The sequence below is a fragment of the uncultured Mailhella sp. genome (assembly GCF_947631555.1).
In the GTDB taxonomy this organism is placed as follows: Bacteria; Desulfobacterota; Desulfovibrionia; order Desulfovibrionales; family Desulfovibrionaceae; genus Mailhella.
In genome coordinates, this window is the sequence record NZ_CANRLT010000003.1 from 1 (window position 1) to 26231 (window position 26231).

24 protein-coding genes, 2 rRNA genes and 1 pseudogene are annotated in these 26231 nt (G+C 57.9%); 26 read left to right on the forward strand and 1 reads right to left on the reverse strand.

The features are described 5' to 3' along the window. The first annotated feature begins 207 nt into the window (after positions 1 to 207). The 25 genes and pseudogenes from Q0Z94_RS00815 to Q0Z94_RS00935 all read left to right on the forward strand — a co-directional run bounded on the left by Q0Z94_RS00815 (position 208) and on the right by Q0Z94_RS00935 (position 24224). A 23S ribosomal RNA gene (locus tag Q0Z94_RS00815) occupies positions 208 to 3114 on the forward strand. A gap of 50 nt (positions 3115 to 3164) precedes the next feature. Next, positions 3165 to 3279: ribosomal RNA gene (gene rrf, locus Q0Z94_RS00820) — 5S ribosomal RNA — on the forward strand. A 1001-nt stretch (positions 3280 to 4280) separates the two neighbouring features. After that, positions 4281 to 4421: a hypothetical protein gene (locus tag Q0Z94_RS00825; protein WP_298065996.1), complete on the forward strand. Its 141-nt coding sequence runs from the start codon at positions 4281 to 4283 to the stop codon at positions 4419 to 4421. A 617-nt stretch (positions 4422 to 5038) separates the two neighbouring features. Then, positions 5039 to 7552 (forward strand): glycyl radical protein, encoded by a 2514-nt coding sequence (locus tag Q0Z94_RS00830; RefSeq protein ID WP_298065998.1) that lies wholly within the window; start codon positions 5039 to 5041, stop codon positions 7550 to 7552. 127 nt (positions 7553 to 7679) lie between these two features. After that, on the forward strand, positions 7680 to 8612 hold the full coding sequence (locus Q0Z94_RS00835; protein WP_298065999.1) for a glycyl-radical enzyme activating protein: 933 nt from the start codon (positions 7680 to 7682) through the stop codon (positions 8610 to 8612). 161 nt (positions 8613 to 8773) lie between these two features. Next, positions 8774 to 9601, forward strand: a pseudogene (locus Q0Z94_RS00840) (amidohydrolase family protein); the annotation flags it as partial. A 241-nt stretch (positions 9602 to 9842) separates the two neighbouring features. Then, positions 9843 to 10124 carry a BMC domain-containing protein gene (locus Q0Z94_RS00845; protein WP_298066000.1) on the forward strand — a complete coding sequence of 94 codons (282 nt, stop codon included), beginning with the start codon at positions 9843 to 9845 and terminating at the stop codon, positions 10122 to 10124. Positions 10125 to 10281: 157 nt separating this feature from the next. Continuing rightward, positions 10282 to 10911, forward strand: coding sequence for a BMC domain-containing protein (locus Q0Z94_RS00850; RefSeq protein WP_298066002.1), 630 nt, complete (start codon positions 10282 to 10284; stop codon positions 10909 to 10911). Positions 10912 to 10926: 15 nt separating this feature from the next. Continuing rightward, positions 10927 to 12351, forward strand: coding sequence for an acetaldehyde dehydrogenase (acetylating) (locus Q0Z94_RS00855; protein ID WP_298066003.1), 1425 nt, complete (start codon positions 10927 to 10929; stop codon positions 12349 to 12351). A gap of 81 nt (positions 12352 to 12432) precedes the next feature. Beyond that, complete coding sequence (gene eutM / locus Q0Z94_RS00860) at positions 12433 to 12720, forward strand: ethanolamine utilization microcompartment protein EutM (RefSeq protein ID WP_298066005.1); 288 nt, start codon at positions 12433 to 12435, stop codon at positions 12718 to 12720. A gap of 18 nt (positions 12721 to 12738) precedes the next feature. Beyond that, positions 12739 to 13392, forward strand: coding sequence for a phosphate propanoyltransferase (locus Q0Z94_RS00865; protein WP_298066007.1), 654 nt, complete (start codon positions 12739 to 12741; stop codon positions 13390 to 13392). A gap of 1 nt (position 13393) precedes the next feature. Further along, a complete protein-coding gene (eutJ, locus tag Q0Z94_RS00870) occupies positions 13394 to 14218 on the forward strand; it encodes an ethanolamine utilization protein EutJ (protein WP_298066009.1) in 825 nt (274 codons plus the stop codon). Continuing rightward, entirely contained in the window at positions 14215 to 14844 is a 630-nt protein-coding gene (locus tag Q0Z94_RS00875; protein WP_298066011.1) for a hypothetical protein, read from the forward strand. Before eutJ ends, Q0Z94_RS00875 begins: the two co-directional genes overlap by 4 nt. Positions 14845 to 14847: 3 nt before the next feature. Further along, the gene (locus tag Q0Z94_RS00880) at positions 14848 to 15126 is read left to right on the forward strand and encodes a EutN/CcmL family microcompartment protein (RefSeq protein WP_298066013.1); all 279 of its coding nucleotides are present in this window, start codon (positions 14848 to 14850) and stop codon (positions 15124 to 15126) included. Positions 15127 to 15201: 75 nt separating this feature from the next. Continuing rightward, complete coding sequence (locus Q0Z94_RS00885; RefSeq protein WP_298066016.1) at positions 15202 to 15528, forward strand: hypothetical protein; 327 nt, start codon at positions 15202 to 15204, stop codon at positions 15526 to 15528. A 141-nt stretch (positions 15529 to 15669) separates the two neighbouring features. After that, a complete protein-coding gene (locus Q0Z94_RS00890) occupies positions 15670 to 15954 on the forward strand; it encodes a BMC domain-containing protein (protein WP_298066019.1) in 285 nt (94 codons plus the stop codon). 69 nt (positions 15955 to 16023) lie between these two features. Further along, positions 16024 to 17349, forward strand: coding sequence for a 4Fe-4S dicluster domain-containing protein (locus Q0Z94_RS00895; protein ID WP_298066023.1), 1326 nt, complete (start codon positions 16024 to 16026; stop codon positions 17347 to 17349). 51 nt (positions 17350 to 17400) lie between these two features. After that, positions 17401 to 17961: a BMC domain-containing protein gene (locus Q0Z94_RS00900; RefSeq protein WP_298066028.1), complete on the forward strand. Its 561-nt coding sequence runs from the start codon at positions 17401 to 17403 to the stop codon at positions 17959 to 17961. 117 nt (positions 17962 to 18078) lie between these two features. After that, on the forward strand, positions 18079 to 18426 hold the full coding sequence (locus Q0Z94_RS00905) for a BMC domain-containing protein (protein ID WP_298066290.1): 348 nt from the start codon (positions 18079 to 18081) through the stop codon (positions 18424 to 18426). Positions 18427 to 18591: 165 nt separating this feature from the next. Then, positions 18592 to 18927 (forward strand): hypothetical protein, encoded by a 336-nt coding sequence (locus Q0Z94_RS00910; RefSeq protein ID WP_298066029.1) that lies wholly within the window; start codon positions 18592 to 18594, stop codon positions 18925 to 18927. Beyond that, a complete protein-coding gene (locus Q0Z94_RS00915; RefSeq protein ID WP_298066031.1) occupies positions 18924 to 20048 on the forward strand; it encodes a TRAP transporter substrate-binding protein in 1125 nt (374 codons plus the stop codon). Before Q0Z94_RS00910 ends, Q0Z94_RS00915 begins: the two co-directional genes overlap by 4 nt. A gap of 63 nt (positions 20049 to 20111) precedes the next feature. After that, positions 20112 to 20729: a TRAP transporter small permease subunit gene (locus Q0Z94_RS00920; protein ID WP_298066033.1), complete on the forward strand. Its 618-nt coding sequence runs from the start codon at positions 20112 to 20114 to the stop codon at positions 20727 to 20729. Between the two features lie 10 nt (positions 20730 to 20739). After that, complete coding sequence (locus Q0Z94_RS00925; RefSeq protein WP_298066035.1) at positions 20740 to 22056, forward strand: TRAP transporter large permease subunit; 1317 nt, start codon at positions 20740 to 20742, stop codon at positions 22054 to 22056. A gap of 64 nt (positions 22057 to 22120) precedes the next feature. Continuing rightward, positions 22121 to 22822, forward strand: coding sequence for a hypothetical protein (locus tag Q0Z94_RS00930; RefSeq protein WP_298066037.1), 702 nt, complete (start codon positions 22121 to 22123; stop codon positions 22820 to 22822). A 1-nt stretch (position 22823) separates the two neighbouring features. Continuing rightward, on the forward strand, positions 22824 to 24224 hold the full coding sequence (locus Q0Z94_RS00935; protein ID WP_298066038.1) for a sigma 54-interacting transcriptional regulator: 1401 nt from the start codon (positions 22824 to 22826) through the stop codon (positions 24222 to 24224). A gap of 6 nt (positions 24225 to 24230) precedes the next feature. Here Q0Z94_RS00935 and Q0Z94_RS00940 read toward each other — a convergent pair whose 3' ends face one another. Beyond that, a complete protein-coding gene (locus Q0Z94_RS00940) occupies positions 24231 to 25112 on the reverse strand; it encodes a DMT family transporter (protein WP_298066039.1) in 882 nt (293 codons plus the stop codon). A 367-nt stretch (positions 25113 to 25479) separates the two neighbouring features. Between Q0Z94_RS00940 and Q0Z94_RS00945 the strand changes: the two genes are divergently transcribed. Continuing rightward, a complete protein-coding gene (locus tag Q0Z94_RS00945; protein WP_298066040.1) occupies positions 25480 to 26208 on the forward strand; it encodes a sulfite exporter TauE/SafE family protein in 729 nt (242 codons plus the stop codon). Positions 26209 to 26231 lie beyond the last annotated feature (23 nt).

The following is a 26231-nucleotide window of genomic DNA, read 5'->3' on the forward strand; positions in this document are numbered from 1 at the left end:
CGTAGCTCAGCTGGGAGAGCATCTGCTTTGCACGCAGAGGGTCGTCAGTTCGATTCTGTCCGTCTCCACCAGACATGCGAAGTTGGATAGTGAGAGAAGGCTTCAAGGGATTGGGGTTTTCGAACCGGTATCCAACCGGCGGCCGCGGCGAGCGGCACGTTCATTGACAATTGAACAGGGAAGAGATGAGAGGTTTTTTCGAGAGAAAAACAAGATAATAAGAGCAACGGGCGGATGCCTTGGCGCTGCAGGCGACGAAAGACGTGATAAGCTGCGATAAGCCTCGGGGAGGAGCTAAATATCCTGAGATCCGGGGATGTCTGAATGGGGGAACCCACTGGAAGCAGTTCCAGTACCTCTTCGGAGGGGCTAACCTGGGGAAGTGAAACATCTCAGTACCCAGCGGAAAGGAAATCAAACGAGACTCCCAGAGTAGCGGCGAGCGAAATGGGAAGAGGCTAAACCGGACAGTTTCGACTGTCCGGGGTTGTAGGACCGCCGGAAGTGATCTTTGACTAGGCAGGAGAAGTCGGCTGGAAAGCCGCACCACAGGGGGTGAAAGTCCCGTATCCGAAACCGAAAGAAGCACGGGCGGCACCTGAGTACTGCGAGGCACGTGGAACCTCGTGGGAATCTGGGAGGACCATCTTCCAAGCCTAAGTACGACACAGCGACCGATAGTGAACCAGTACCGTGAGGGAAAGGTGAAAAGAACCCCTGTCAGGGGAGTGAAAGAGAATCTGAAACCTGTTGCTTACAAGCTGTGGGAGCCATAATACGATGGTGACCATGTGCCTTTTGCATAATGAGTCAGCGAGTTAATCTGTTGTGCGAGGTTAAGCGGAAGCGGAGCCGAAGCGAAAGCGAGTCTGAAGAGGGCGTATAGTACAGCGGATTAGACCCGAAACCGGGTGATCTATCCATGAGCAGGTTGAAGCAAGGGTAAAGCCTTGTGGAGGACCGAACCAGTATCGGCTGAAAACGATTTGGATGACTTGTGGATAGGGGTGAAAGGCCAATCAAACCCGGTGATAGCTGGTTCTCCCCGAAATATATTGAGGTATAGCCTCGGGGATTGTCTGCCGGAGGTAAAGCACTGACAAGGCTAGGGGTCCTACCAGATTACCAAACCTTATCAAACTCTGAATGCCGGCAAGATGTACCTCGGGAGTCAGACGGCGGGTGCTAAGGTCCGTCGTCGAAAGGGTAAGAGCCCGGATCGACAGCTAAGGCCTCCAATTCCATACTCAGTGGTGAAGGTGGTGGGGTTGTTCAGACAGCCAGGACGTTGGCTTAGAAGCAGCCATCGTTTAAAGAAAGCGTAATAGCTCACTGGTCTAATGATCCTGCGCCGAAAATGTAACGGGGCTAAGTATGGAGCCGAAGCTTCGGACTCGTCATTTGATGAGTGGTAGGGGAGCGTTCTCAATGGGCAGAAGCTGCGCCGCGAGGCGAGGTGGACTGTTGAGAAGTGATTATGCTGACATGAGTAACGATAAAACAGGTGAAAAACCTGTTCGCCGAAAACCCAAGGTTTCCTGGGTAAAGTTAATCTTCCCAGGGTTAGTCGGTCCCTAAGGAGAGGGCGAAAGCCGTATCTGATGGAAAACGGGTTAATATTCCCGTACTTTCATGGAAGCGCGATGGAGGGACGCAGGAAGATGGGCGATCCGGGTGTTGGATATCCCGGTGCAAGCGAGTAGGAGTGGGAAGCAGGGAAATCCGCTTTCTGAATCTGAGACGCGAGACCGAGCCGCAAGGCGGAAGTCGTCAAGTCTACACTGCCAAGAAAAGCTTCTAAGTATATTCCATGAGAACCGTACTGCAAACCAACTCAGGTGGGTGGGATGAATAATCCGAGGCGCTCGAGAGAATTCTGGCTAAGGAACTCGGCAAAATAACCCCGTAACTTCGGGAAAAGGGGTGCTCCGGTGGGTGAAGAATTTACTTTGTAAGCCCGCAGGAGCCGCAGAGAAATGGTGGTGGCGACTGTTTACTAAAAACATAGGTCTGTGCGAAGTCGCAAGACGACGTATACGGACTGACGCCTGCCCGGTGCCGGAAGGTTAAAAGGAGAGGTCAGCGCAAGCGAAGCCTTGAATTGAAGCCCCGGTAAACGGCGGCCGTAACTATAACGGTCCTAAGGTAGCGAAATTCCTTGTCGGGTAAGTTCCGACCTGCACGAATGGCGTAACGATCTCCACACTGTCTCGGCCAGAAACTCGGTGAAATTGAAGTCGCGGTGAAAATGCCGTGTACCCGCAGAAAGACGGAAAGACCCTGTGCACCTTTACTATAGCTTGACATTGGGTTTTGAACCTGCATGTGCAGGATAGGTGGGAGACAGAGAACTCTGTACGCCAGTATGGAGGGAGTCAGCGTTGAAATACCACCCTTGTTTGTTCAAGACCCTAACCTGTACCGTAAGCCGGTATGAGGACAGTGTCTGGCGGGTAGTTTGACTGGGGCGGTCGCCTCCTAAAAAGTAACGGAGGCATGCAAAGGTTCCCTCAGGCTGATTGGAAACCAGCCGTCGAGTGCAAACGCAAAAGGGAGCTTGACTGCAAGAGAGACATCTCGAGCAGGTACGAAAGTAGGCGCTAGTGATCCGGTGGTCCCGCATGGAAGGGCCATCGCTCATTGGATAAAAGGTACGCCGGGGATAACAGGCTGATCGCATCCAAGAGTTCATATCGACGATGCGGTTTGGCACCTCGATGTCGGCTCATCACATCCTGGGGCTGAAGCAGGTCCCAAGGGTACGGCTGTTCGCCGTTTAAAGTGGTACGCGAGCTGGGTTTAAAACGTCGTGAGACAGTTTGGTCCCTATCTTCTGTGGGCGAAGGAGTATTGCAAGGGCCTGTCCCTAGTACGAGAGGACCGGGATGGACACACCCCTGGTGGACCTGTTGTTCTGCCAAGAGCATAGCAGGGTAGCTATGTGTGGAAGGGATAACCGCTGAAAGCATCTAAGCGGGAAGCCTGCCTTAAGATAAGTACTCCCAGTCGCAAGACCTGAAGGGCCCGGAGAGACGATCCGGTCGATAGGTCGGAGGTGAAAGCGCCGTGAGACGTTGAGCTGACCGATACTAATAGCCCGTGCGGCTTGCTTTTCCAGAAAGAACCTCTCCTCTTCCCTGTCAATTATACATTTCGGACATTTCCTTGGTGTCCATAGAGAAGCGGGTACACCCGATCCCATTCCGAACTCGGCAGTTAAGCGCTTCATCGCCCATGATACTGCGCATCCTTACGTGGGAAAGTAGGCCGATGCCAAGGTTTTATCAGAAAGGCTCCCCTCCGGGGAGCCTTTTCGTGTTTAAGCGCAAAAAAGGAAACGAGAAAGGGCAGAAGGGCAAGGCGGAAACAGCGGACATGGAGCGTGACTGCAGCACGTCTTCCCTAGGTGAAGGAAGCAAGGGAAAACTTTGCGGAAGAGAGGACGTTAGAGGTTTAGACTCCAGATGAAACATCGTTGAACCGTCCAAGCGCCGGATAAGGGCGGAACTGGTGGAGAAGGCCGCTTTCCGTACGGCCCGGCCCGGGCCGGGATGGGGACTGCGTTTTTTCGGGCAAGAAAGGCAAGAAAATACGGACGAGCGGCCAAAGCAGCCCTCACAGACGAACTGGATACATTCCCTCATGACGCGTGTCTCCTGCGTGCAGATGTGGGACCAGTCTGACGGAAACTCTCCTATTCCCACTACCTTGCCATTGTTCTCCGTTGGCCTGATGACTTTTTGCGCCGGCAAAACGCTTCCTCTCAGGGGTGCATTTTTCCCTTCTTCAGAACCTGCACAGCTGGCCCTGGGCATCGCCTCCCTGAAGCCCATCGGCTCATTTACGGCCTGACCCGGGAGTAGCGTGTGTGGATGCAGAAAATCCCCCGTGGCTCTCAATGCCCTTGCTGTTGCAAATTTTTCTGTGAAGTCTCGCAGTCAAAAAGCGGTATCCAGCAGAACATCTCCGGCAAATTTAGCTTTTTGTGGGTGGAGTAAGATTTCCTTTGTTCGTTTAAGGTTGTGAGACGCAGATTGGCAGTCTTTTCCGTGAACGGTGTTTGGAATATTGGTGGAGATGAAGCTGGAAGGAAAAGGTAAAGGCGGAGGTCCGTTTACCGGACAGCTTGGCTACGAAAAAGCTCTTTTCAGGAAGTTGAGAAACGATTAAAATAATTTTTCACAAACTAGTTTTATTTTTTTATAAGTTTTTATTAAAAAAATAAAAAATAACACTATATTACAGAAAATTTCCTCAAAAAAGCGACAGAGGGACTTCACATGGAAAAAACGCCGGAAGCGACATCTGGATTGGCCAGTATCACAGAAATCTTAGCAAAATACCAAGGAAAATGCGAAAGTTTTGCCCAGTCATGGACATTTTTTAATATTTGTTATTTATTTAACAATATATTTGCATAGAAGAGGCATCGCGCTCACGGGGTTGTGAGTCATAACCAGGTGTTTTTGTAAAAATTTTGTCCGCTGGACGGGAAAGTCGGACAAGGAGACGGCGTCCATCCAGGACACTTGCCTGTATTCCAAGGTTGAATATGCAATTTTGCATAACAAAAAAGTCTAAAAATACGAAAATATATTAAAATATATAAAAAATATAAATAGTTATAGGAAAATGTCCAACAAAACATATGCCATTTTGCACATTTTGCATATTTGCATATTAAAGAGACAAAGGGACAAAAATCACAATTGCAGGTAATTGGTTGAATTTTTTAGAATTTCAAAAAAACTTCGAAAAGGGATTTTGGAGGGGCGGTTTGGGAGAAAAGGGAGGCAGGCGTAATCCAGCTTTAATATAAGGATAAATTAAATTTTTGCGGAAAAATAAAAATTGGCATAATTTTTGCTTTATCGAAAATGAGGAACTTGAAAGCGGGCCTCTGTCTGAGCCTGATATCGGTCAAGATGGAACGGTAGCACGGCTCTCCAGGTTTTCTGGAAGGCGTCCCCAAGTCCCTTTTGAGTGTTGCGTTCAGGAGTTAACGCTCTAACAGTATAAAGCAAACAAGGAGTTTGTTATGAGTGCCATTGAGATGCTCAATCCCGAAGCGTGCGAATGCCATTCCCCGCAGGAACAGCGCATCTTCGACAGGAACAAGGGCAAGAAGGACAAATACTATGATACCCACAAGCGTGTGTTTGACCTGATTGCCAAATTCGAAGGTCAGACCCCCTTCATCGATGTGGAACGCGCTCTGTACTTCACGCAGTCCATGGCCACCACCGAAGGTCAGCCCCTGGTGCTGCGCTGGGCCAAGGCTCTGATGCACATCGCCCAGAACATCTCCATCGTGGTTGAGGATGGCCAGCTTCTGCTCGGCCGCGCCGGTGGCCGCGCTGGTCGTTACGGCATCCTGTATCCTGAACTCGACGGTGACTTCCTCGACATCGCCGTGCGCGACCTGCCCACCCGTGAGCAGTCCCCTGCCAAGATCACGCCCGAAGACGCCAAGATCGTCATGGAGCAGATCGCTCCCTACTGGAAGGGCAAGACCTATCACGAAGCCCTGAACAAGGCTCTGCCCGAATGGGTGCACAAGCTCACCTATGTGGACGAAGCCGGTCTCATCTCCCGCTTTGTGGTCAACGAAACTTCTTCTTTCCGCTCCTCCATCCAGTGGGTGCACGACTACGAAAAGATCCTGAAGCGCGGCTTCAACGGCATCAAGGCCGAAGCTCAGGCCAAGCTCGAAGCTCTCGATCCCTGCAGCCCCGTGGACAACGCTGACAAGCGTCCCTTCCTCGAAGCCGTTGTCATCGTGTGCGACGCCATCGTGCTCTGGGCTCATCGCCATGCCGAAGAGGCCCGCAAGGTTGCCGCCGCCACCACCGATCCTGTCCGCAAGGCCGAACTGCTGAAGATGGCCGAGATTGCCGACAAGGTGCCCGGCGAGCCCGCCACCACCTTCCAGGAAGCCGTGCAGTCCCAGTGGTTCACGCAGATGTTCTCCCGCATCGAGCAGAAGACCGGTACCACCATTTCCAACGGCCGCATGGATCAGTACTTCTATCCCTACTACAAGCAGGATATGGAAGCCGGCGTGATCACCGAAGAGAGCGCCATGGAACTTCTGGAATGCATGTGGGTGGGCATGGCCGAATTCATCGACATGTACATCTCTCCCGCGGGCGGCGCCTTCAACGAAGGCTATTCCCACTGGGAAGCCGTGACCATCGGAGGCCAGACCAAGGACGGCCTTGACGCCACCAACGAACTGACCCACCTGTTCCTGCGCTCCAAGCGTGAATTCCCCCTGCACTATCCCGACCTCGCGGCCCGTGTGCACGCCATGTCTCCCGATGAATACCTGTGGGACGTTGCCGAAACCATCAAGTACGGCTCCGGCTTCCCCAAGCTGTGCAACGATGAAGAAGTCGTTCCGCTGTATTCCTCCAAGGGCGGCACCATGGAAGAGGCTCTCGACTACGCCGTGTCCGGCTGCACCGAGACCCGTATGCCCAACCGCGACACCTACACTTCCGGCGGTGCCTACACCAACTTTGCCGCTGCTCTCGAAATGGCTCTGCATCAGGGCAAGATGAAGAAGTACGGCGACGATCAGCTGGGCGTGAAGACTCCCGATCCCCGCACCTTCAAGACCTGGGACGATATGTGGAACGCCTACAAGGCTCAGCAGGAACTCTTCCTGCGCGCCACGTTCACCCAGCAGTACATCGTGACCAAGGTCCGCGAAAAGCACTTCGCGCAGCCCATGGGTTCCGCCATGCACGACCTGTGCATGAAGCACTGCATGGATCTGCATACCCGCCTCATCCCCGAAGGTGCCAACTTCGGCTACTTCGAATTCATGGGCTTCGGTACGGTTATTGACTCCCTGGCCGCCATCAAGCAGCTCGTGTTTGAAGAAAAGCGCATCACCATGGATCAGCTGCTTGAAGCCATGGATCACAACTGGAAGGGCTACGAAGCCATCCAGCAGATGGTGAAGAACTGCCACTGCTACGGCAACGACGATCCCTATGCTGACGAAATCGGCAAGGCCATCGACAAGATCTGCGTGGAATTCGGCGGCAAGTACTCCAAGGAAATGGGCATCCACAACGACGTGCGCTATGTGCCCTTCACCTCTCACGTTCCCTTCGGCAAGGTGGTTGCTGCCACCCCGAACGGCCGTGTGGACTGGTTCCCGCTGTCCGATGGTTCTTCCGCTTCCCATGGCGCGGACATCAATGGACCCACCGCCATCCTCATGTCCAACTTCAAGACCAAGAACTACGGCCTGCGCAGCCGTGCCGCCCGCCTCTTGAACATCAAGTTCACTCCCAAGAGCGTGGAAGGCGACGCCGGCACCCAGAAGCTGGTGGACTTCATCCGTACCTGGTGCGCCCTCAAGCTGTGGCATCTGCAGTTCAACGTGCTCAATCAGGAAACCCTGATCGCCGCTCAGAAGGATCCGCAGAAGTATCGCAGCCTCATCGTTCGCGTGGCCGGCTACAGCGCCTACTTCGTGGATCTGTCGCCTGACCTGCAGAACGACCTGATCGCCCGTACCGATCACGACACCATCTAACACTATGGACCGGGGCCTTCCGGCCCCGGCCTTTGCCGCAGTCTCGTGCTCCCGGAAGGCTTTTCCGGGACACGGGGCTTTGGCATATGTATCCAGCCGCTCTCCCTTTTGCCCATCAGGAAGCCCCATGAGCAACACGTTTGAAGATAGAAAAGTCACCGGTCTGGTCTTCAATATCCAGAAGTACTCCGTCCATGACGGCCCCGGCATCCGCACGGTCGTGTTCACCAAGGGCTGCCCCCTGCGCTGCCGCTGGTGCAGCAACCCGGAATCACAGGAACCCCGCCCTCAGATGGCGTTTAACCCCGGCCGCTGCATTTCCCCTGAAAAGTGCGGGTACTGCATTCCCGCCTGCCCGTACGACGCCATCAAGGCCGAAGGCGGTGCGCTCAGCGTGGACTGCACCCCCTGTGCCACCTGTAAAACCCTGGACTGCGCCAAAGCCTGCCCTGCCAAGAGCATGATCGTGTACGGACAGGAACGCAGTGTGCAGGACGTGCTCAGCGTGGTAGCTCAGGACGCCATGTTTTATTCCCGTTCCGGCGGCGGCATGACCATTTCCGGCGGTGAACCTCTGCTTCAGAAGAATTTCGCGCTGGCACTGCTGCGCGAGGCCCAGAGACGCCGCATCAAGACCGCTGTCGAGACCTGCGGCTGCATTCCGTGGGAAACCTTTGAAGAAGCCGCCCCCCTGCTCAACAATGTGCTGTTCGACGTGAAGCATCCCGATACCGAAAAGCACAAGCAGAACACGGGTGTGGGCAACGAGCGTATTCTTTCCAATCTGAACAGGCTGCTGGCGGCCTTCCCCGAACTGCCCGTTCTGGTCAGAACGCCCGTCATCCCCGGATTCAATGACGATGATGAAACGGCCCGCGCCATTGGCCGCCTGCTCAAGGGCCACTCCAATGTTTCCTATGAGGCGCTGCCGTATCATCGGCTGGGGACGCAGAAGTATATGTTTCTTGCCCGCGAGTATCCGCTGGGCGATGTTACGCTGCCTGCCGGCACTGCCGAACGCGTGCAGGCCATTGTTGACGAGGAACGCGGCGCAAAGTAGCCATTGCCATCTTGCAAAAACGTCTTCAGTCGGGTTATATCCTGATTGAGGCCGCAACTTCCCGGCGCGTTGCCGCCCGGGACGCCGAACATGCTCGGAAACCCCGCGACAGCGGGGGTAAACGCCGGACGGGGCACGCCCGGCATATTAACGGAGATCCCATGAAGATCATTGATTTTCGCTTTCGCCCCCATACCGAGGCCATTCTGAACGGCATCAAGAACAGCACCATGTTCAAGGCCAGCTGCGAAGCCAGCGGTTTTGACAAGTGGAAGCCCGAGCCTCTGGACAAGATCGTGGCGGACATGAAGGCACGCGGCGTGGAACGCTGCGTCATCACCGGCCGTGACTGCCGCACGACCTACGGGTTCCCGGATAACAACGGCAGCGTCCTGGAATTCTGCCGCGCCTATCCCGACATGTTCATCGGTTTCTGGGGCATCGATCCGCTCAAGGGTATGGACGCCGTGCGCGAAGTGGAAAAGGTGGTCAAGGAATACGGCATGAAGGGCGTTGCCACTGACCCGTATCTGGCGCACATCTCTCCCGCCGAAGCCCGCTACTATCCCATCTATACCAAGTGCTGCGAGCTGAACATTCCGGTGTTCATCACCATGGCTCCGCCGCCCCAGGTGCCGGGCACGGTCATTTCCTACACCGATCCGCGCGACGTGGACATCGTGGCCCGCGACTTCCCCGAACTGAAGATCATCATGAGCCACGGCGGGTATCCCTTCGTGCACGAGGCCATTTACGCCTGCTATCGCAACAAGAACGTGTACATGGACATTTCGGAATACGAAGCCGCTCCCATGAAGGACACCTATGTCGATGCCATCAAGAACATGATCTCTGACAAGGTGCTCTTTGCCAGCGCCCATCCGTTCGTGGATCAGCGCGAATGCCTGGCCAACTATGCGGCCATGGATCTGCCCGAAAAGGTGCGCGAAAAGGTCATGTACAAGAACGCCTGCCGCGTGCTCGGTCTGCCCGGCGGTGAGGAAGAACCCGCCTGCTCCAACTGCACCTGCTGCAATAAGGGCAAGGACTGCTACTGCTCCAAGGGCGGCTGCGGTTCCCATGCTCCCGCCAAGGCTGCTGCTCCCTCTGCCGACCTTGAGGCTATTGCCTACCGCATTGTCGCCGAACTGAAAAAGGTTATGTAACACCGTCCGGCATCGTCAAATCGGCGGTGCTCTGCATCACCCCTAATACTTTCAGGAGAGATTCATGACTTCTACCAACGCTTTGGGCATGATTGAAACCAAGGGCCTCGTCGGCGCCGTTGAAGCGGCCGATGCCATGGTCAAGGCTGCCAACGTCACCCTCGTCGGCCGTGTCGAAGTGGGCGGCGGACTCGTCACCGTGCTGGTGCGCGGCGATGTGGGCGCGGTGAAGGCCGCCACGGACGCCGGTTCTGCCGCTGCTCAGAAGGTAGGTGAACTCATCAGCGTCCACGTCATCCCTCGTCCTCATTCTGAAGTGGAACTTATCATTCCTCATCGGGACTAAGCATATCGGTTCCGGAGAAGGCCGGGTGCTTCAGCGTGAAGATCCCCTGGTCCTATCTCCGGGGAATCGTGCATGAGAAGGCGGGCCTTCCGCCGGAGAGCAAAGATTTTCTCCAGCCGGAAAGCTCTACCGAACCTTGCTTCAAAGAGGAATCGTCATGCTGGCACTCGGACTTGTGGAAACCAAGGGGTTTCTTCCCGCCGTCGAGGGGGCAGACGCCATGCTCAAGACCGCGGACGTTCGCCTGCTTGAAAAGAATCTTGCCGGCGGCGGCCTGGTGACCATCACTATCGCGGGAGAAGTGTCTGCCGTCAAATCATCGGTGGAAGCTGCCGAAGAACGCATCAGGCGCATCGTCGGGGCGCAGCTCGTGTCTGTACACGTCATTCCGCGCCCGGACAGCGAACTCGAGCGCATACTCAAGCTCGACCCCGATGCTTCAGAACCGGCCGAACCGGCTCCGCCCGCAAAACCGCAGGCTCCTGATGAAGAGCGGAAAGACGAAGCTGCCGCCCAGGCCGCGCCGCTTCCCGTCATGCCGGTTCCCGAACCGGCGGCCCCTGCCCCCGCAGCACCTCAGTCCTCCGCTCCGGCCCAGGCCGAAGAGGTGAAGAATGAGGCAGCGCCTGCCAGGGCGATTCCCGATGAAGCAAAGCTGCGCCGAATGAGCCTGAAGCGCCTGCGCCAGCTGGCCCGTAACGAGGGTCTGCCCGTGGACGAGGAAACATTGGCTTCGGCCGATAGAAAAGCCCTGATCGCCGTTCTCCTGCAGGCGTTTGGGAAATAATAGAGGAGTATCGCAATGGTTGATAAGGATCTCTTATCCATTCAGGAAGCCCGTTCGCTGGTGCGCGCCGCACGTGTTGCGCAGGCCGAATTCTGTCAGATGGGCCAGGAACGCATCGACGCGGTAGTCAAGGCCATTGCAGAGGCAACCGCTGCCCAGGCCGAAGCTCTGGCTGCTCTGGCCCATGAGGAGACCGGCTACGGCAAGACGCAGGACAAGAAGGTGAAGAACCTGCTTGCCTCCGAAAAGGTTTACGCCTGCATCAAGGACATGAAGACCATCGGTGTCATCCACGAAGATCCCGTGAACAAGATCACGGAAATCGCCGTGCCCGTGGGTGTCATCGCCGGCGTTGTGCCTTCTACCAACCCCACCGCCACGGTCATCTACAAGACGCTTATTTCGCTCAAGGCGGGCAACGCCATCGTGTTCACGCCCCATCCGGCGGCCAAGAAGTGCATCGCCCGTGCGGTGGAGATCATCAAGGAGACCCTGCAGCGCTGCGGCGTGAGCACGGATCTCGTGAGCTGCATCACCGTGCCCACCCTTGAAGGCAGCACCGAGCTGATGAAGATTTCCGACCTCATCCTCGCAACGGGCGGCCCCGGCATGGTGAAGGCTGCGTACAGCTCCGGCACGCCCGCTCTGGGCGTGGGCGCCGGCAACGTGCCTGCCTACATCGAGCGCAGCGCCGACGTGAAGGACGCCGTGACCAAGATCATGACCAGCAAGACCTTCGACAACGGCACCATCTGCGCTTCCGAGCAGTCCATCATCGCCGAGAAGGTCAACGCCGATGCGGTCAAGCGTGAGCTTATCGCCCAGGGCGGCTTCTTCCTCGAAGGTGAGGATCTGGTCAAGGTCAAGGCCGTCATGGAACGCGGCAACGGTTCCATGAACCCCGCCATCGTGGGCCGCGACGCTCAGACCATCGCCCGCCTGGCAGGCATCAACATTCCTGCCGGTACCCGTCTCCTGGTGTCCGACGAAAAGGGTGTTGGACCCAAGTTCCCCTTCTCCAAGGAAAAGCTCACGTCGCTCATCGCCTTCTATGTGGTGGAAGACTGGCACGAAGCCTGCGAACTCTGCCAGGCGCTGCTGCACAACTGCGGCATCGGTCATTCGCTGTCCATCCACTCCAATAACCCCGAAGTGGTGCGCGAATTTGGCCTGAAGAAGCCCGTGTCCCGCATTCTGGTGAACACGCCTTCCACCCACGGCGCTGTGGGCCTGACCACGGGCCTGTTCCCGTCCCTGACCCTGGGCTGCGGTGCCATTGGCGGCAGTGCTACGTCTGATAACGTGACGCCCATGAATCTGCTCAACATCCGCCGTGTGGCGTATGAGACGAACAGTGCCGCTCCTGCAGCTCCGGCCAAGGCCGTTGACATCGACGCCCTTGCCTCCATGATCGTCGCCGAACTGAAGAAAGCTCTGTAATTCTGTCATACGGACCCGCGCCGCTGATGCGGCGCGGGGTATCCGCACCTACGCAAACAATACTTAGAGAAGGAGAGTCCTATGACGACTTCCACCAACGCTCTGGGCATGATCGAGACCAAGGGTCTCGTTGGTTCCGTTGAAGCGGCCGATGCCATGGTCAAGGCCGCCAATGTCACCCTCATTGGCCGCGTGCAGGTGGGCGGCGGTCTTGTCACCGTGATGGTTCGCGGCGATGTGGCCGCGGTCAAGGCCGCTACCGATGCCGGCGCTGCCGCTACACAGAAGGTGGGTGAGCTCATCAGCGTCCACGTTATCCCCCGTCCCCATTCTGAAGTGGAACTCATCCTTCCCCAGAAGGAAGCCTAAGCGAGCGGCGGAGAGACCATGAACGAACAAGCCCTTAAAAAGGCTGTGACGGAACTCATCACGCTGGTGCTGAACAATGCGTCCGCAGGCGGTGCGCATGAGAACGGCCCCATCCCCGTTGAGCTTTCCGCCCGTCATGTGCATCTGAGCGAAAAGGACGCCATTGCGCTTTTCGGTGCACCGCTGACCCATGCCCGCGATCTTTCGCAGCCCGGGCAGTTTCTCTGCAAGGAGCGGGTGCGCCTCATCGGTCCCAAGGGCGTCATGGACAACGTGGCCGTACTCGGGCCTTCCCGCGGCAAGTCACAGGTCGAGATCTCCCGTACCGATGCCCGCGCCCTGGGCGTGGACGCCCCGGTGCGTCTGTCCGGCGACATTGCGGGCACACCCGGCATGGTGCTGGCTTCGCAGAACGGTATCATCGGGCTGAGCGAGGGCGTCATCGTGGCGGCGCGTCATATCCATATGACTCCGCAGGACGCCGCCCGCTTTGGTGTGAAGGACGGCGACAAGGTGAGCGTACGCCTTGCTTCCGAACGTCCGCTGGTGCTTGAAGACGTGCTGGTTCGTGTGAGCGACAAGTTCAGTCTGGCCATGCACATCGATGCCGACGAAGGCAACAGCGCCGGCTGGAAGAAGGGCATCGACGGTGTCATTACCGCGAGGAGCTGACATGGACTTTGCAGCCATTGACCGCCAGATAGCCGAGCTTGAGAGCCGCATCCAGAATCCGGCGCACGTTGCGCCGGGGGAAGAGCTTTTTGTGGGCGTGGATCTCGGCACGGCGTACATTGTGGTGGTCGTGGTGGACGGCCAGCACCGGCCCGTGGCCTGCGCTCTGGAATTTGCGCAGGTCGTGCGGGACGGGCTGGTGGTGGACTATACCGGCGCATCACGCATCGTGCGCAAGCTGGTGGATCAGCTTCGGGAAAAGCTGGGCCGCGACCTTGAGTATGCGGCCATCGCCGTGCCCCCTGGTACGGGCGAACGCGAATGCGCCACGCACCGCCATGTGGTTGAGGGCGCCGGTCTTACCGTGACCACCATTCTTGACGAACCCACCGCGGCCAACGCGGTGCTGGGCGTTCGGAACGGCGTCATCGTGGACGTGGGCGGCGGCACCACCGGCCTTTCCATCCTTGAGGACGGGAAGGTTGTCTATGTGGCGGACGAACCCACCGGCGGCACACACCTTTCGCTGGTTCTGGCCGGCGGCTACGGCATCAGCTTTGAAGAAGCCGAAGAGATCAAGAAGGATCCCGCCCGGCAGAGCGAGATCCTGCCTGTGGTCAAACCCGTGCTTGAAAAGATAGCCTCCATCATCAACCGGCATATCAGGGGGCGCGACGTTTCGGCCATTTACCTCGTGGGCGGAACCTGCTGCCTGAAAGACATGGAACAGACCATCGCCCGCGAGACGGGCAAGGCCGTGTTCAAGCCTTCCAACCCCTTCCTTGTCACCCCGCTGGGCATTGCGCTCAACTGCGGCAGGGAATGAACGCGCATCCGGGTAACGCCATGCAGGACGCCGAACTCATACGCCGCATCGTGGAACAGGTGCTGGAACAGCTTGCCCCCGTGCAAGGTGCGGCCTGCGTGTGTGTCCTTGCCGAGCGGGATGAAGCCCTTGTCCAGGCACTCACGCCGCTTGTGGCTTCCCATTTTGGATCAGGCACAAAACTCATGTTTCGCGGGGAGAGCGGATGCGGGGCAGTTCCCGCGGCTTTTCTCCTGCCCGAGCTTTCCTGTTCCGACATGGCCGATCTTGCGGCAGGGCGGGCCGCGTCGCCCGTTATGCGTGACGTGCTTTCCCTGCTTTTAAAGGGTACGGGCGTCGGGGTGGTTCGCTTCGCCTACCGGGACTATGCGCAAAGCGCCCCCGGGCCGCTTTACGACCTGTACGCCGGCTATGAAAAAACGCTGGCGGGATTCGGGTTGAAGGAGTTCAAGGCGAAAAAGCCGGAAAACAGGCGGCTTCGGGACAGGCTTGTGACCGCCGCCATGGTGGAGGAGGCCGCGGCTGATGGTACGCGCAGTCTTGAGATACCGGAACGGGCCGTGCTCACGCCCCTTGCGGCAGAAAGGGCGGAAACGCTGCATGTCAGCATCCGCAGACAGGGATAAGGCATGATCATAGGCGTAGTGATAGGCAACGTGTGGGCCACCAAGAAAGAGGACAAACTTCAGGGCCTCAAGCTCATGGTGGTGCAGCGCATCGACCCGGCCGACGGCGCCAGGCATGAAAGCCTTGTGGCGGCCGACCGCGTGGGGGCGGGCATTGGTGAACAGGTGCTTGTCGTCACCGGTAGCACGGCCCGCAAAGCGCTTTCCCTGGATGACGATATTCCCATGGATGCCGCGATCGTCGGCATTCTGGATGAAATAGAACTCACGAAGGGTCTTTAGACCGCGTGAGGAAACAGGCGGACCTGCCAAAAAGCAGGCGAACCGCGATGGCAAGACGGACGGAGTGAGGGAATCATGGCAAAACAACTCATCACCACAGCGAATCTTGACACCTACATCCGCAAGGACCTTGGCAAGCTCTTTGTCACGCCGGACAGGCTGGTGACTGCCGGAGTCAAGGACGAACTCAGGCGCCGCGGCGTGCAGCTGGTCTACGGGCCGGAACCCGCGCCCGTGCAGCCCGCCTGCTGCTCGGCGCCTCAGGCGGACGGAGCGGACAAGCTCAAGCGTGCCGCCGCCATCGTTGTCGCCATACTCCGTGAACAGTACGGCATGACGGACGAGAGCCAGATTCAGGCTGTTGCCGTCAAGATTCTGAAGGCCGTCAAGGACAGCATTTAACGTCTGCCGCCTTATGCCTGTTGAGGCACAGGGCGCAGTGCGTGAACGCCGAAGGCGGGACTCTTCCCGCATGAGGCTCAGGGGAACTTCCAGTCGGGCGCAGTGCGCGCCCACGCGACATACCGCGAAAAGGAGATTAACATGACAATGGACGCTCTCGGCATGATCGAAACCAAGGGCCTTGTCGGCGCTGTGGAAGCGGCCGATGCTATGGTCAAGGCTGCCAACGTCACTCTTATCGGCCGCGTGCAGGTTGGCGGCGGTCTCGTCACCGTGATGGTGCGCGGCGATGTGGGTGCGGTGAAGGCCGCTACGGACGCCGGTTCCGCCGCCGCTCAGAAGGTGGGCGAACTCATCAGTGTCCACGTCATTCCCCGCCCCCATTCCGAAGTGGAACTCATTCTGCCTCATCGCGACGCCGAATAAGGCGAGGCGTACCCCTTATCAGAGTCTGGTCCGGTCTGTTCGGGCCGAAGAATTCCCGAGGAATGAGCGATGGGACATCCGATTGTCGATAAAATACGCGAAGCCGGTGTCGTTGGCGCCGGCGGCGCCGGACTTCCGACCCATGTGAAGGCTGACGCCCATGTGGAGACCGTGCTGGTCAACGGCGCTTCCTGTGAGCCGCTGCTCTCGAGCGACCCGTATCTCATGGAAAACGAGGTTGATACTCTTGTGCGCGGTCTTGAAGCCGTCATGGAATGTACCGGCGCGAAGAAGGGTATCATCTGTCTGAAAGGCAAGCACGTCCGCGCTATGCAGTCCGTCCGCGCCGCAGCCGAACGCTCGGGCGGCAAAATCGAAGCCCGCGAGCTCATGGATTTCTATCCTGCGGGCGACGAACAGGTGCTGGTGCATGAAGTGCTTGGCCGTACCGTACCCGAACGCGGCCTGCCGCTTCAGGTGGGCGCGGTGGTCAGCAACGTGGAGACGCTGTGCAACGTGGCGCACGCCCTGGACGGCAAGCCCGTGACGCACCGCTACCTCACCGTGGCGGGCGAAGTGGGCCGGCCCATGGTGGTCAAGGCGCCCGTGGGCACGCCCGTGCCCGAGGTGCTGGCCTTTGCCGGCGGCGCCGCCATTTCCGAATACCGTGTTGTGGACGGCGGACCCATGATGGGCAAGGTGCTGCCCGACGCTTCGCGCGCCGTGGTTACGAAAACCACCAGCGGGCTTCTGGTACTGCCTCCCGATCACAACGTGGTGCTGCGCAAGGTGATGGATCCGGCCACGGTTCGCCGCATCACCAACACCATCTGCTGCCAGTGCTCCCGCTGCACTGATCTCTGCCCCCGCCATCTCCTGGGCCATAGCCTGCATCCGCACAAGATCATGCGCGTCTTCGCCCATCAGGAACTGGAAAGCGAGATTGCCAGGGAAGCGCTGCTCTGCTCGGAATGCGGCATCTGCGAAAAATATGCCTGCCCCATGCTGGTCTCTCCGCGTGAAGTGAACGCGCAGATCAAGCAGATACTCATGAAGAACGGCGTCAAGTGGCCCAGTTCGGGCCAGGAGACGGAGTCCAATCCGTTCCGCGAAGAACGCCGTGTCCCCACTTCCCGTCTTATCCAGCGTCTCAACCTGGAGCAGTACGACACTCATCCCGGCTACGCCGGCGAGATCAAGCCTTCGCTGGTACGCATCCCGCTGCGTATGCACCTCGGTGCTCCTGCGGTCTGCGTTGTTTCCGAAGGCCAGCATGTCTCCTGCGGCGATCTTATCGGAGAGATTCCCGAAAAGGCGATGAGCGCTCGCATCCATGCCAGCATTGACGGCGTGGTGGAGTCCGTTGCCGACGGTGTGGTGACCATACGGGGCTGATGCGTCCCGAGGCAAATTCTGCCTTAACAATGATTTTTTAAGGTGAATACCATGAAATTGCGTACTATCGGCTGCGTGGAACTGAACAGCATCAGTACGGGCATGCACGTCGCGGATGAAATGAGCAAGGCTGCAGAAGTCCAGCTCGTTCTTGCCCGTCCGACCTGTCCGGGCCGCTATCTGGTCATCGTCACCGGCGACACCGGCGCGGTAAAAAGCTCTGTGGAACACGGCCGCGCCATCGGCACCGACATGGTGGTGGACTGGTTTGTCATTCCCAACGTCCACGAGAGTGTCATTCCCGCCATGAACGGCACGATCCTCAGCCCCCGGGTGAACGCGCTCGGCTGCATCGAGGTCTGCACCACGGCGGGCTGCATCCTTGCGGCCGATGCCGCGGCCAAGGCCGGTCAGGTGGAGCTGATGGAACTGCGCTTTGCCGCCGGTCTGGGCGGCAAGGCCTTTGTGACCATGACGGGCGAAGTCAGCTCGGTGCAGGCGTCCGTGGACGCCGGTATAGCGGCTGTGGCCGGCAATGCCGCCGGGCCTGTTCTCAGCCATATTGTCATTCCTTCGCCCAGCGAAGACTTCAAGGCGCACCTTCTGGGATAAGGAAGGAAACGGGCGGAAGGGCGCAAAACGCCGTGCCTTTCCGCCGTTGTTCCGGCGTCCCGCTTCCTTTGCGGCGGGACATCCGACAGGTCTTGAGGGAAGCCACAGATGAGTACGATGGAACAGCCCACGCAGCGTGTCATTCAGGAATACGTTCCGGGCAAGCAGATAACCCTGGCGCACGTCATCGCCAGCCCTAACCGCGGCATCAGCTTCAAGCTGGGACTGGACGAGAACGGCGGCGATGCCATGGGCGTTCTGACCATCACTCCTTCCGAAAGCGTGATCATCGCGGCCGACATCGCCACCAAATCCGGGCTTGTGGAGATAGGCTTCCTGGACCGCTTCGGCGGTTCGCTGCTCATCACGGGTGACGTGGCCAGCGTGGAAGCGGCGCTTCGCGCGGTCATCGCCTATTTTGGCGACGTCCTGCATTATGCCTGTGTGGAAATGACCCGCACCTGAAAAGAGGCCGTGGAAAGGACGTTTTTAACAAGACGGTCAAAGGCCGGAGCCAGGCCGCACATCGGGACAGCTCCGACACAAGAAGGTATGTTTGGCGGATAATGTTACTTTTTTAACGAGGAGCAAGGGGCAGCGGTTGGATGCAATGAGCTGAAGACGCAGACCTTGTTCCAAAAAGGGCAAACAGGAACAGGCGGCGCACAGGCGAAATTTTCCATGCAGTTTTCTTTGTCCTTCGGAAGGCTTGAAAAATTTAGCAAACGGAGTATTTATTTCGAAGGACTGCGTTTCGTGATGACTCGCGAAACAAGTTTTTCTCCGAATCGGCGCGCAGAGAGCGCCTTTTTCAGGAGAAGCCTGACGGAAGAGTTTATACAGGCTCTTCCAACGGTGAAAGAACAGGGTGATTTATGCCTTTTGTTCCAAAAGGAACAAGAGAATAAATACTTGGCGTCACAGGCCTTTTTTTCATTCACACCTCAACTTCGGGAGTTTTTATGAAAAAACTCGGTGCGTTGATGCTCGCTGTGTGCCTGTCCTTCGGACTGGTCTCGCAGGCTCAGGCGGCGAAGTACGAGCTGAAGATCCAGACCGCTCTGGCCAGCTCCTCCGTCTTCTTCAAAACCATGGAACGCATGAAGGCCAACATTGAAGCGCTGTCCAACGGCGAAATCTCTGTTGAACTTCTTGCTGCCGGTGCTATCGTCAAGCCCAACGAAATCCTTGACGCCGTGCACGAAAACCTCATCAACGGCGGCATGTGGTGGACCCACTATGCCTCCGGCAAGAACCCTGCCGGCTGCCTGTTCTCCGCTCCCTGCGGCGGTCTGGGCTATGGCCTCGACCAGATGAGCGTGCTCTCCTGGGGCTGGGAAGGCGATGGCGCCAAGCTGCTGAATGAATACTATCAGCAGGCCTGCAAAGCCAATGTTGTGGCCTGGATGGCTCAGCCCCATGGCCCCGAAGCCTTTGGCTGGTTCCACAAGCGTTACAACTCCCTCATCGAGCTGAACAAGCTGACCTTCCGTGCTCCTCCAGGAGTGCCCGCTGAAATCTTCAAGGAAATGGGCATGCCCGTTGTGGCTCTCGCCGCTCCTGACATCATTCCCGCCGCTCAGCGTGGCGCCATCGACGCCGCTGAATGGATCAACCCCGCTGAAGACATCGCCATGGGCTTCGACCAGATCTGGAAGCACCTGTATCTGCAGGGACTGCACCAGGGCATCTCCATCGGCGACATCTTTGTGAACAAGACCTGGTACGACAGCCTGCCCAAGAACCTCCAGCAGGTTATCGAAATCAGCATGAAGACCTGCTGCTTCGATCAGCTGATGAGCAACATCAAGGTGAACTCCGAAGCTCTGCAGGAACTCGTGACCAAGCGCGGCATCGTGATCGAAGAAACCCCCGCCGACTACTATCCTGCCTTCATGAAGGCGGCCCGTACCATCTTCGACGGCTATGCCAAGAAGGACGCCTTCTTCAAGAAGGTGTATGACAACGAAGTGGCCTGGGCCAAGCTGACCGTGCCCTTCCAGATGCGTGCCAACGGTCTGTATTACAGCCTCGGCAAGGCCGCCATGGACGAAGGTCTCGTGAGCGACTACATCAAGGCTAAGTAAGACTTAAACTACTCAACATCCCGGGGGGAGCAATCCCTCCGGGATTCCCTGTGAGGGCAAAGTATGCAGTCTGAGTACGAAAAAGCTATGGCGCAGGTTCCGGCAGGGGCCCTGAAAGCCATCAACTTTCTGGACAATATAAGTATCTGGCTGGGTAAGACGTTCTCATGGCTGTGCATACCCATGATTCTCAGTCTGATTATCGAAGTCGTCATGCGCTCCTGTTTTACCATGCCTACGGTGTGGGCTTCCACTCTCGCCGTGATGATGTACGGCGTGTTCTATATGCTTGCTTCGCCGTGGTGCCTGCGTGACGGCGGCCATGTGCGCACCGACTTCTTCTATCACAACTGGTCGGTACGCACCAAAGCCGTAGTGGATCTCATCCACTATGTGTTCCTTTTCTTCCCCATCCACATTCTGTTCCTCTCTCTGGCATGGAACTTCTTCTGGAAGTCCTATCTCCAGAACGAAACCTCCGTGTGGAGCGCCTGGACGCCCATCGTCTGGCCCGTCAAGTTCGCCATTCCCGTGTATGTGTTTGTCACGATGACGCAGGGCCTCTCCGAGATCCTCAAGTGCGTCTACCGCTTCAAGACCAATTACAACCTGTGGAGCACGGAACCCGAAGTCATCGCCGTTGAAGACGCCGGGGCCGCCGCAGAAGAGACCAAGGCGTAGGGGGGAATCCATGTCACACAATGAATTGCTTGCCATGCTTTCCCTGGCCGGTATGTTCGGCCTGTTCTGCTTTGGCTTTCCCATTGCCTACACCATGGTGTTTGCAGGTATCGTGTTCGGCTTCCTCGGCATAGGCAAGCTGGTCTTCTACCTGCTCACCGTGCAGTTTTATCAGGTCATGTGCGACGATGTCATGGTCGCCATCCCGTTCTTCCTGGTCATGGGCTATATTCTGGAAGGGGCAGGGCTTATGGAGCGACTGTTCAACGCCTTCCAGAAGCTGTTCGCCCGTCTTCCCGGCTCGCTGTACATGGCGGTCATTTCTACCGGCACCATTTTTGCCGCAGCCACGGGCATCGTGGGTTCGTCCGTGAACCTGCTCTGCGTTATGGCTGAACCGACCATGCGCAAGAGCGGCTACGACGTTCCCATGGGCGCAGGCTCCATCGCCGCAGCCGGTACGCTGGGCATCCTCATTCCGCCCAGCGTCATGCTGGTGGTGCTTGGGCCTATCGTGGGCGTGCCGGTGACGGATCTCTTCCTGGCCGCCGTTATCCCCGGACTGCTCCTTGCCGGTCTGTACATCACCTATTCGCTCGTCAAGTGCGCCATCTGGCCCAAGTACGGTCCGCCGCTGCCTCCCGAACTGCGCTCTGCTTCCCTGCTGGAAGTGTGGAAGGAAGTGTTTACCGGTGCCATCCCGCTGCTCATCCTCATCTTCTCCGTGCTGGGCAGCATCATGGTTGGCTGGGCCACGCCCACCGAGGCTTCCGCCTGCGGCGCGTTCGCTTCCATCATTCTGGTCATGCTGTACAAGCGCTTCACCTGGAAGGGCTTTGCCCAGGCCATGTACGGTACGGCCAAGATGTCGGCCATGATCCTTATCCTGCTGGCCTCCTGCAACTTCTTCGGCGCGGTGTTCTCCCGTCTTGGCGGCGCGACCTATCTGTCCAACCTGCTCCTGAACATGCACATTTCGCCGATGGCCATGCTGCTTCTCCTGCTCACCATCATCTTCTTCATGGGCTGGGCCATGGAATGGATACCCATCGTGCTTATCCTCGTGCCCCTCGTCCTGCCCGTGGTGGAAGCCATGCAGTATGACCGCCTGTGGTTCTGTATGCTGGTGGCCGTGACCCTTCAGACCTCGTGGCTGTCCCCGCCTGTGGCTCTGTCCGCCTACTTCATCAAGGGCGCCGTGCCGCACTGGAAGCTCATCGACATCTACAAGGGCATGTTCCAGTACATCGCCTGCCAGCTCATCGGCGTGGCACTGATCATCGCCTTCCCCATCATTGTTACCTGGCTGCCCCAGGTAGCGAAGTAGCCTGAACCAACATTGACCTTCCGCCTTCCCCCTCGGGAGGGCGGAAGTTTTATGGAGCCTGACCATGACCCGCCTTCTGCTTCCCCTTGTTCTGCTTGCGGCGCTTCTCCTGCCAGCGCCTGCGCACGCGGAAGAACCATCCATGCTGTTTGAGAACTACGCCTACGGCATGGCCAGAAGTGAGGCGGAAAAGATACCCGGCATCAAACGGGGCGAAGGCGAAATGGCGGGCGAGCTTATCCTTGAGGGCGTGAAATGGCTGGATCGCCTGTGGAACGCCAAGTTTATCTTCGACAAGGATCAGCTCATCGAAATTTCTCTCATTGACAGATTCAGTCCGGAAGCCGTCAAGGCTGTCCGTGACCAGATGAAGCGGGAACAGAATCAGCTGGTGGGCATTGTGCTGGACGACAAGGCCTTTGACCTGTTCTCACTCATCAGCGCCGGCGGGATGGAAGGATTCAATGCCCGCTTCAATGAGCTTTGGAATGCTAAAAAGGCGCATTCCCTGTACAGCCGCCAGTACTTAAGCACCAGGGAGATCTCGCCTGAAGTGCTGCAGCGCGCCACGAATATCAACCAGCTCCTCGGCATGGTGGAGAGCACCATCAAGGAAACGGAAATGGCGCTCATTGGCGACGGTGAGGACCCCATGCCAAGGTATATTATCGTTTCCTTCACCTATCCCGTGCTTGACGTCTTCCGCAATCCGCCCGAGGAACTGCGCGGCAGACTCCCGCAGCCCGCTCCGGAGAACGCCAGGTAGCATGAACGCTCCTTTTAATGCCTACCTTGAAAAAATACTCGACCTTTTTCCCGATGGTATCTGGCTGAGCGACGCCAGTTCAACCTGCCTGTTCGTCAACAAGCAGTACGAGGAACTGAGCGGTTTTTCCCGCGAATGGATGGTGGGCCGCAAAGCCACGAGCATTGTCAAGGAAGGTTTCTTCGACGTTGCCGTCAATCCCGAGGTCATTGCCACGGGGCGGCCCGTGTCCAAGGTGCAGGTGCTTTCCAACGGGCGGCATCTTTCGCTGGACGGTTTCCCCATCACGGACGAAAGCGGCGCGGTGGTCATGTGCATCACCTTTATCCGCGACATCAGCACCATCGTGAACATGGAGAACAAGCTGGCCGCCCAGCGCGACCTTCTGAGCACCATGGTGCGCGTCAACAATTCCAGCCTTCAGAGCCTGGACGACGGAGACGCCCTTGTTTTCAGCCCGGCCATGGAAGCGGTCATGTCCAAGGCCCGCATCATGGCGCAGACGGATATTTCCGTTCTCATCCTTGGAGAGACGGGCGTGGGCAAGGACGTGATGGCCCAGCGCATCCACGCCATGAGCCGCAGAACCGACAAGCCCTTCATCAAGGTGGACTGCGGCAGCATTTCTCCAAACCTCATCGAGTCCGAGCTGTTCGGCTATATCGGCGGAGCCTTTTCCGGCGCAAGCCGGAGCGGGCGCATCGGGCTGATCGAGGCCGCGGCGGGCGGCACGGTCTTCTTTGACGAAATAGGCGAATTGCCGCTGCCGCTTCAGACAAGGCTCCTGCGTTTTCTTCAGGACGGCGTCATCGTCCGGGTCGGCTCCAACACGCCGAGAAAGGTGGACGTGCGCGTGACCGCCGCCACCAACAAGGATCTGGAAAAGGCCGTGGCCCGCGGGGAATTCAGGAGTGATCTCTACTACCGGCTGAAAATAGCGGTGCTGAACATTCCTCCCCTGCGCAGAAGGAAGGAAGACATCATGCCGTTGGCCAACGTCTTTCTTCAGTCCTTTGCCAAACGCTACAACCGCGATGTGAGCATGGGGGAGGATGTGGAGCCTCTCCTGCTGAACTACGACTGGCCGGGCAACGTGCGGGAACTGAAGAGCATGATGCAGGAAGCTGTCGTTACCTGTCCGGAGGGCGTGCTGCGCGCCCGGCATCTGCCCATCAGTCCGGCCGTGCCCACGGGAGAACTTGCTTCCGCGCCTGTGGAATTTCAGTTTGAGGGCAAGGATTACCACGACATTATGCGGGAGCTGGAATGCCGGATGCTGCGCGCGGCCATAGCCCGCTTTTCCGGCAACATGACGGCGGCTTCCAAAATGCTTCGCATGGACAGAAGCACCATGTTCCGCAAGATCAAGGATCTTGAGAAACACGGGCTGAAAGTTCTCTAGTGGGGTTTAACGCTTTTCCTGCTGGGGCTTGCGCGAAACAAGGGCCAGGCAGATACCGCCGAGGATGGGTACAGAGCACAGGGCCAGGCGCAGCGTGACAGGCTCATCGAGAATCAGCATCGCCTGCACCGCGGTGATGAGCGGCACGCTGAGCTGAATGACGGAAGCGCTGGTCAGACTGTAGCGCGGAACGACAACGTACCAGAGGAGGTAGGCGGGGCCGGAGATGATGGCGCCGGAGACCAGGGCGCAGCCCCAGGCCGCGGGTGAAGCAGCCCCTTCCAGCATCAGGGCGAGGATGGCCGTGAGAACGCCGGCAACGGAACAGCGGAAGAAGTTGCCCGCCGCAGCCAGAGAAGCAGAGGAAGCGCCGCGGCCGCAAATGGTGTAGCCGGCCCAGGCAAGACCGGAGATGATCATGAGCATGGAGCTGAAGAACGGCGGCGCGGTCAGACCGGGGGAGAGCAGGGCGAGAAGACCGGCAAAGGCCAGGGCGAGGCCAAGGCCCTGCATACGGGTAAGCCGTACACCGTGAACCAGCCCCCAGCCCACCATGCCAAACTGTATGGCGGTATTGATGAACAGCGTGCCCGCCGCGGAACCGATGTTTACATAGGCGAGAGAAAAGGAAATCATGTACAGGAACAGAAACAGCGAACCGCTCCACGAGCTTTCCTTCCACGCCTGCTTCCATACAGAGCCGCGGTCAGGAAGGGCGCGCACCGCATGCACGGCGCACAGGACAGCCAGCATGACGGCGGCGGAAATGCTGCGGATGGCGGTGTACTGGAGCGGCTCCATGCCAAAGAAGGCAAGCGCCGCGCGGCAGAGAATGGAGTTGAACGCAAAGAGTGACAGGCACAGGGCCGTGGCAAGAAAAAGCTGCATGGTTTTTCTCTCTGTTCCGAATGTTTCAATCCACAGTCGCCCCATCCGCCGGCTGACTCCGCAGCCGGCGGATAGGGGTCGTGCGGATTACCCCTCCCTGAGGGGAGAGGTTACGAGAATTTTTGATGAAGTGTTTTATGAATACTGCATAATTCATGCCAGCGCCACCACATTGCCGAAGAAATTTTTTTGGCAAGGAAATCGCCTTGTTATTGAAGAGACAAGCCTGCGGAACAGGTGAGTCGGCGAGAGCGCGGCGTGCCGTTCCGCAGCAATATGCGGCTGTGCATAGGCAAAACTGCACGGCGGGAAGGATGCCCGGACTGTTAAGGTTCGGCTGCCCAGGTGGTATCAGGAAAGATTGAGTATGACGGCTTTTCTTATTGCGAGTTTTCTCATCGTAGGCTTTCTTTGCGGCGCTACCAGCATTGGCGGCATTCTGCTTATTCCGGCCATACAGTACGGCACGGGTATGCCGCTTTCCCTGTCCTCGGGCACGGCGCTGTGCAGCTTTTTCTTTACCGCGACCGTGGGCACGTTTCTGCATTGGCGGCGCGGCAGTCTGAAGAAGGAACTGGTTGTTCCCCAGTGCCTTGGCGCGCTGGTCTTTGGCTGCTTCGGCGCCCTGGCCAAGTATGTGGTGGGGGATGTGGCGCTCAACGTCATTCTTGCCGTGCTCATCATCGTTTCCGGCATAGCGGCCCTGCGCCAGCCGCACCCCGTGAGCAGCATGAAGACGGAGCGCGGGCGCTTCCGCTATCTCTTCTTTGTTGGCTCCTTTGTCGGCTTCATGGCCGGGCTTACGGGCATGGGCGGACCGGTGCTTTCCGTACCCATGATGATCGTCATGGGCTTTGCGCCCTTCGCCACCGTGGCGGCAGCGCAGCCCTTTCAGATGTTCGCCTGTTTTTCCGGGAGCGTGGGCAATATCATCATTGACCAGATCAACTGGCCCGTGGCGCTCTTTTCCGTGGTGCTGCAAAGCCTCGGCGTCTGGGCGGGCATACGGGCTGCCAGCCATATGAACACGGCCATGCTCAAGAAGTGCATAGCCGGCCTGTGCGTGGTCACCGGCGTGATCATGCTCCTGCGCTGACTGGGGGAAGGCACCTTGCCTTT

Excerpts from the sequence above, each read along its gene's own strand:
- Q0Z94_RS00930 (WP_298066037.1), top strand. The coding sequence starts at position 22,121 with ATGACCCGCCTTCTGCTTCCCCTTGTTCTGCTTGCGGCGCTTCTCCTG.
- Q0Z94_RS00935 (WP_298066038.1), top strand. The coding sequence starts at position 22,824 with ATGAACGCTCCTTTTAATGCCTACCTTGAAAAAATACTCGACCTTTTT.
- Q0Z94_RS00845 (WP_298066000.1), top strand. The coding sequence starts at position 9,843 with ATGACTTCTACCAACGCTTTGGGCATGATTGAAACCAAGGGCCTCGTC.
- Q0Z94_RS00900 (WP_298066028.1), top strand. The coding sequence starts at position 17,401 with ATGAAATTGCGTACTATCGGCTGCGTGGAACTGAACAGCATCAGTACG.
- eutM (WP_298066005.1), top strand. The coding sequence starts at position 12,433 with ATGACGACTTCCACCAACGCTCTGGGCATGATCGAGACCAAGGGTCTC.
- Q0Z94_RS00825 (WP_298065996.1), top strand. The coding sequence starts at position 4,281 with ATGGAAAAAACGCCGGAAGCGACATCTGGATTGGCCAGTATCACAGAA.
- Q0Z94_RS00915 (WP_298066031.1), top strand. The coding sequence starts at position 18,924 with ATGAAAAAACTCGGTGCGTTGATGCTCGCTGTGTGCCTGTCCTTCGGA.
- Q0Z94_RS00865 (WP_298066007.1), top strand. The coding sequence starts at position 12,739 with ATGAACGAACAAGCCCTTAAAAAGGCTGTGACGGAACTCATCACGCTG.
- Q0Z94_RS00895 (WP_298066023.1), top strand. The coding sequence starts at position 16,024 with ATGGGACATCCGATTGTCGATAAAATACGCGAAGCCGGTGTCGTTGGC.
- Q0Z94_RS00875 (WP_298066011.1), top strand. The coding sequence starts at position 14,215 with ATGAACGCGCATCCGGGTAACGCCATGCAGGACGCCGAACTCATACGC.
- Q0Z94_RS00905 (WP_298066290.1), top strand. The coding sequence starts at position 18,079 with ATGGAACAGCCCACGCAGCGTGTCATTCAGGAATACGTTCCGGGCAAG.
- Q0Z94_RS00880 (WP_298066013.1), top strand. The coding sequence starts at position 14,848 with ATGATCATAGGCGTAGTGATAGGCAACGTGTGGGCCACCAAGAAAGAG.
- Q0Z94_RS00945 (WP_298066040.1), top strand. The coding sequence starts at position 25,480 with ATGACGGCTTTTCTTATTGCGAGTTTTCTCATCGTAGGCTTTCTTTGC.
- Q0Z94_RS00855 (WP_298066003.1), top strand. The coding sequence starts at position 10,927 with ATGGTTGATAAGGATCTCTTATCCATTCAGGAAGCCCGTTCGCTGGTG.
- Q0Z94_RS00920 (WP_298066033.1), top strand. The coding sequence starts at position 20,112 with ATGCAGTCTGAGTACGAAAAAGCTATGGCGCAGGTTCCGGCAGGGGCC.
- Q0Z94_RS00940 (WP_298066039.1), bottom strand. The coding sequence starts at position 25,112 with ATGCAGCTTTTTCTTGCCACGGCCCTGTGCCTGTCACTCTTTGCGTTC.
- Q0Z94_RS00890 (WP_298066019.1), top strand. The coding sequence starts at position 15,670 with ATGACAATGGACGCTCTCGGCATGATCGAAACCAAGGGCCTTGTCGGC.
- Q0Z94_RS00925 (WP_298066035.1), top strand. The coding sequence starts at position 20,740 with ATGTCACACAATGAATTGCTTGCCATGCTTTCCCTGGCCGGTATGTTC.
- Q0Z94_RS00885 (WP_298066016.1), top strand. The coding sequence starts at position 15,202 with ATGGCAAAACAACTCATCACCACAGCGAATCTTGACACCTACATCCGC.
- eutJ (WP_298066009.1), top strand. The coding sequence starts at position 13,394 with ATGGACTTTGCAGCCATTGACCGCCAGATAGCCGAGCTTGAGAGCCGC.
- Q0Z94_RS00835 (WP_298065999.1), top strand. The coding sequence starts at position 7,680 with ATGAGCAACACGTTTGAAGATAGAAAAGTCACCGGTCTGGTCTTCAAT.
- Q0Z94_RS00850 (WP_298066002.1), top strand. The coding sequence starts at position 10,282 with ATGCTGGCACTCGGACTTGTGGAAACCAAGGGGTTTCTTCCCGCCGTC.
- Q0Z94_RS00830 (WP_298065998.1), top strand. The coding sequence starts at position 5,039 with ATGAGTGCCATTGAGATGCTCAATCCCGAAGCGTGCGAATGCCATTCC.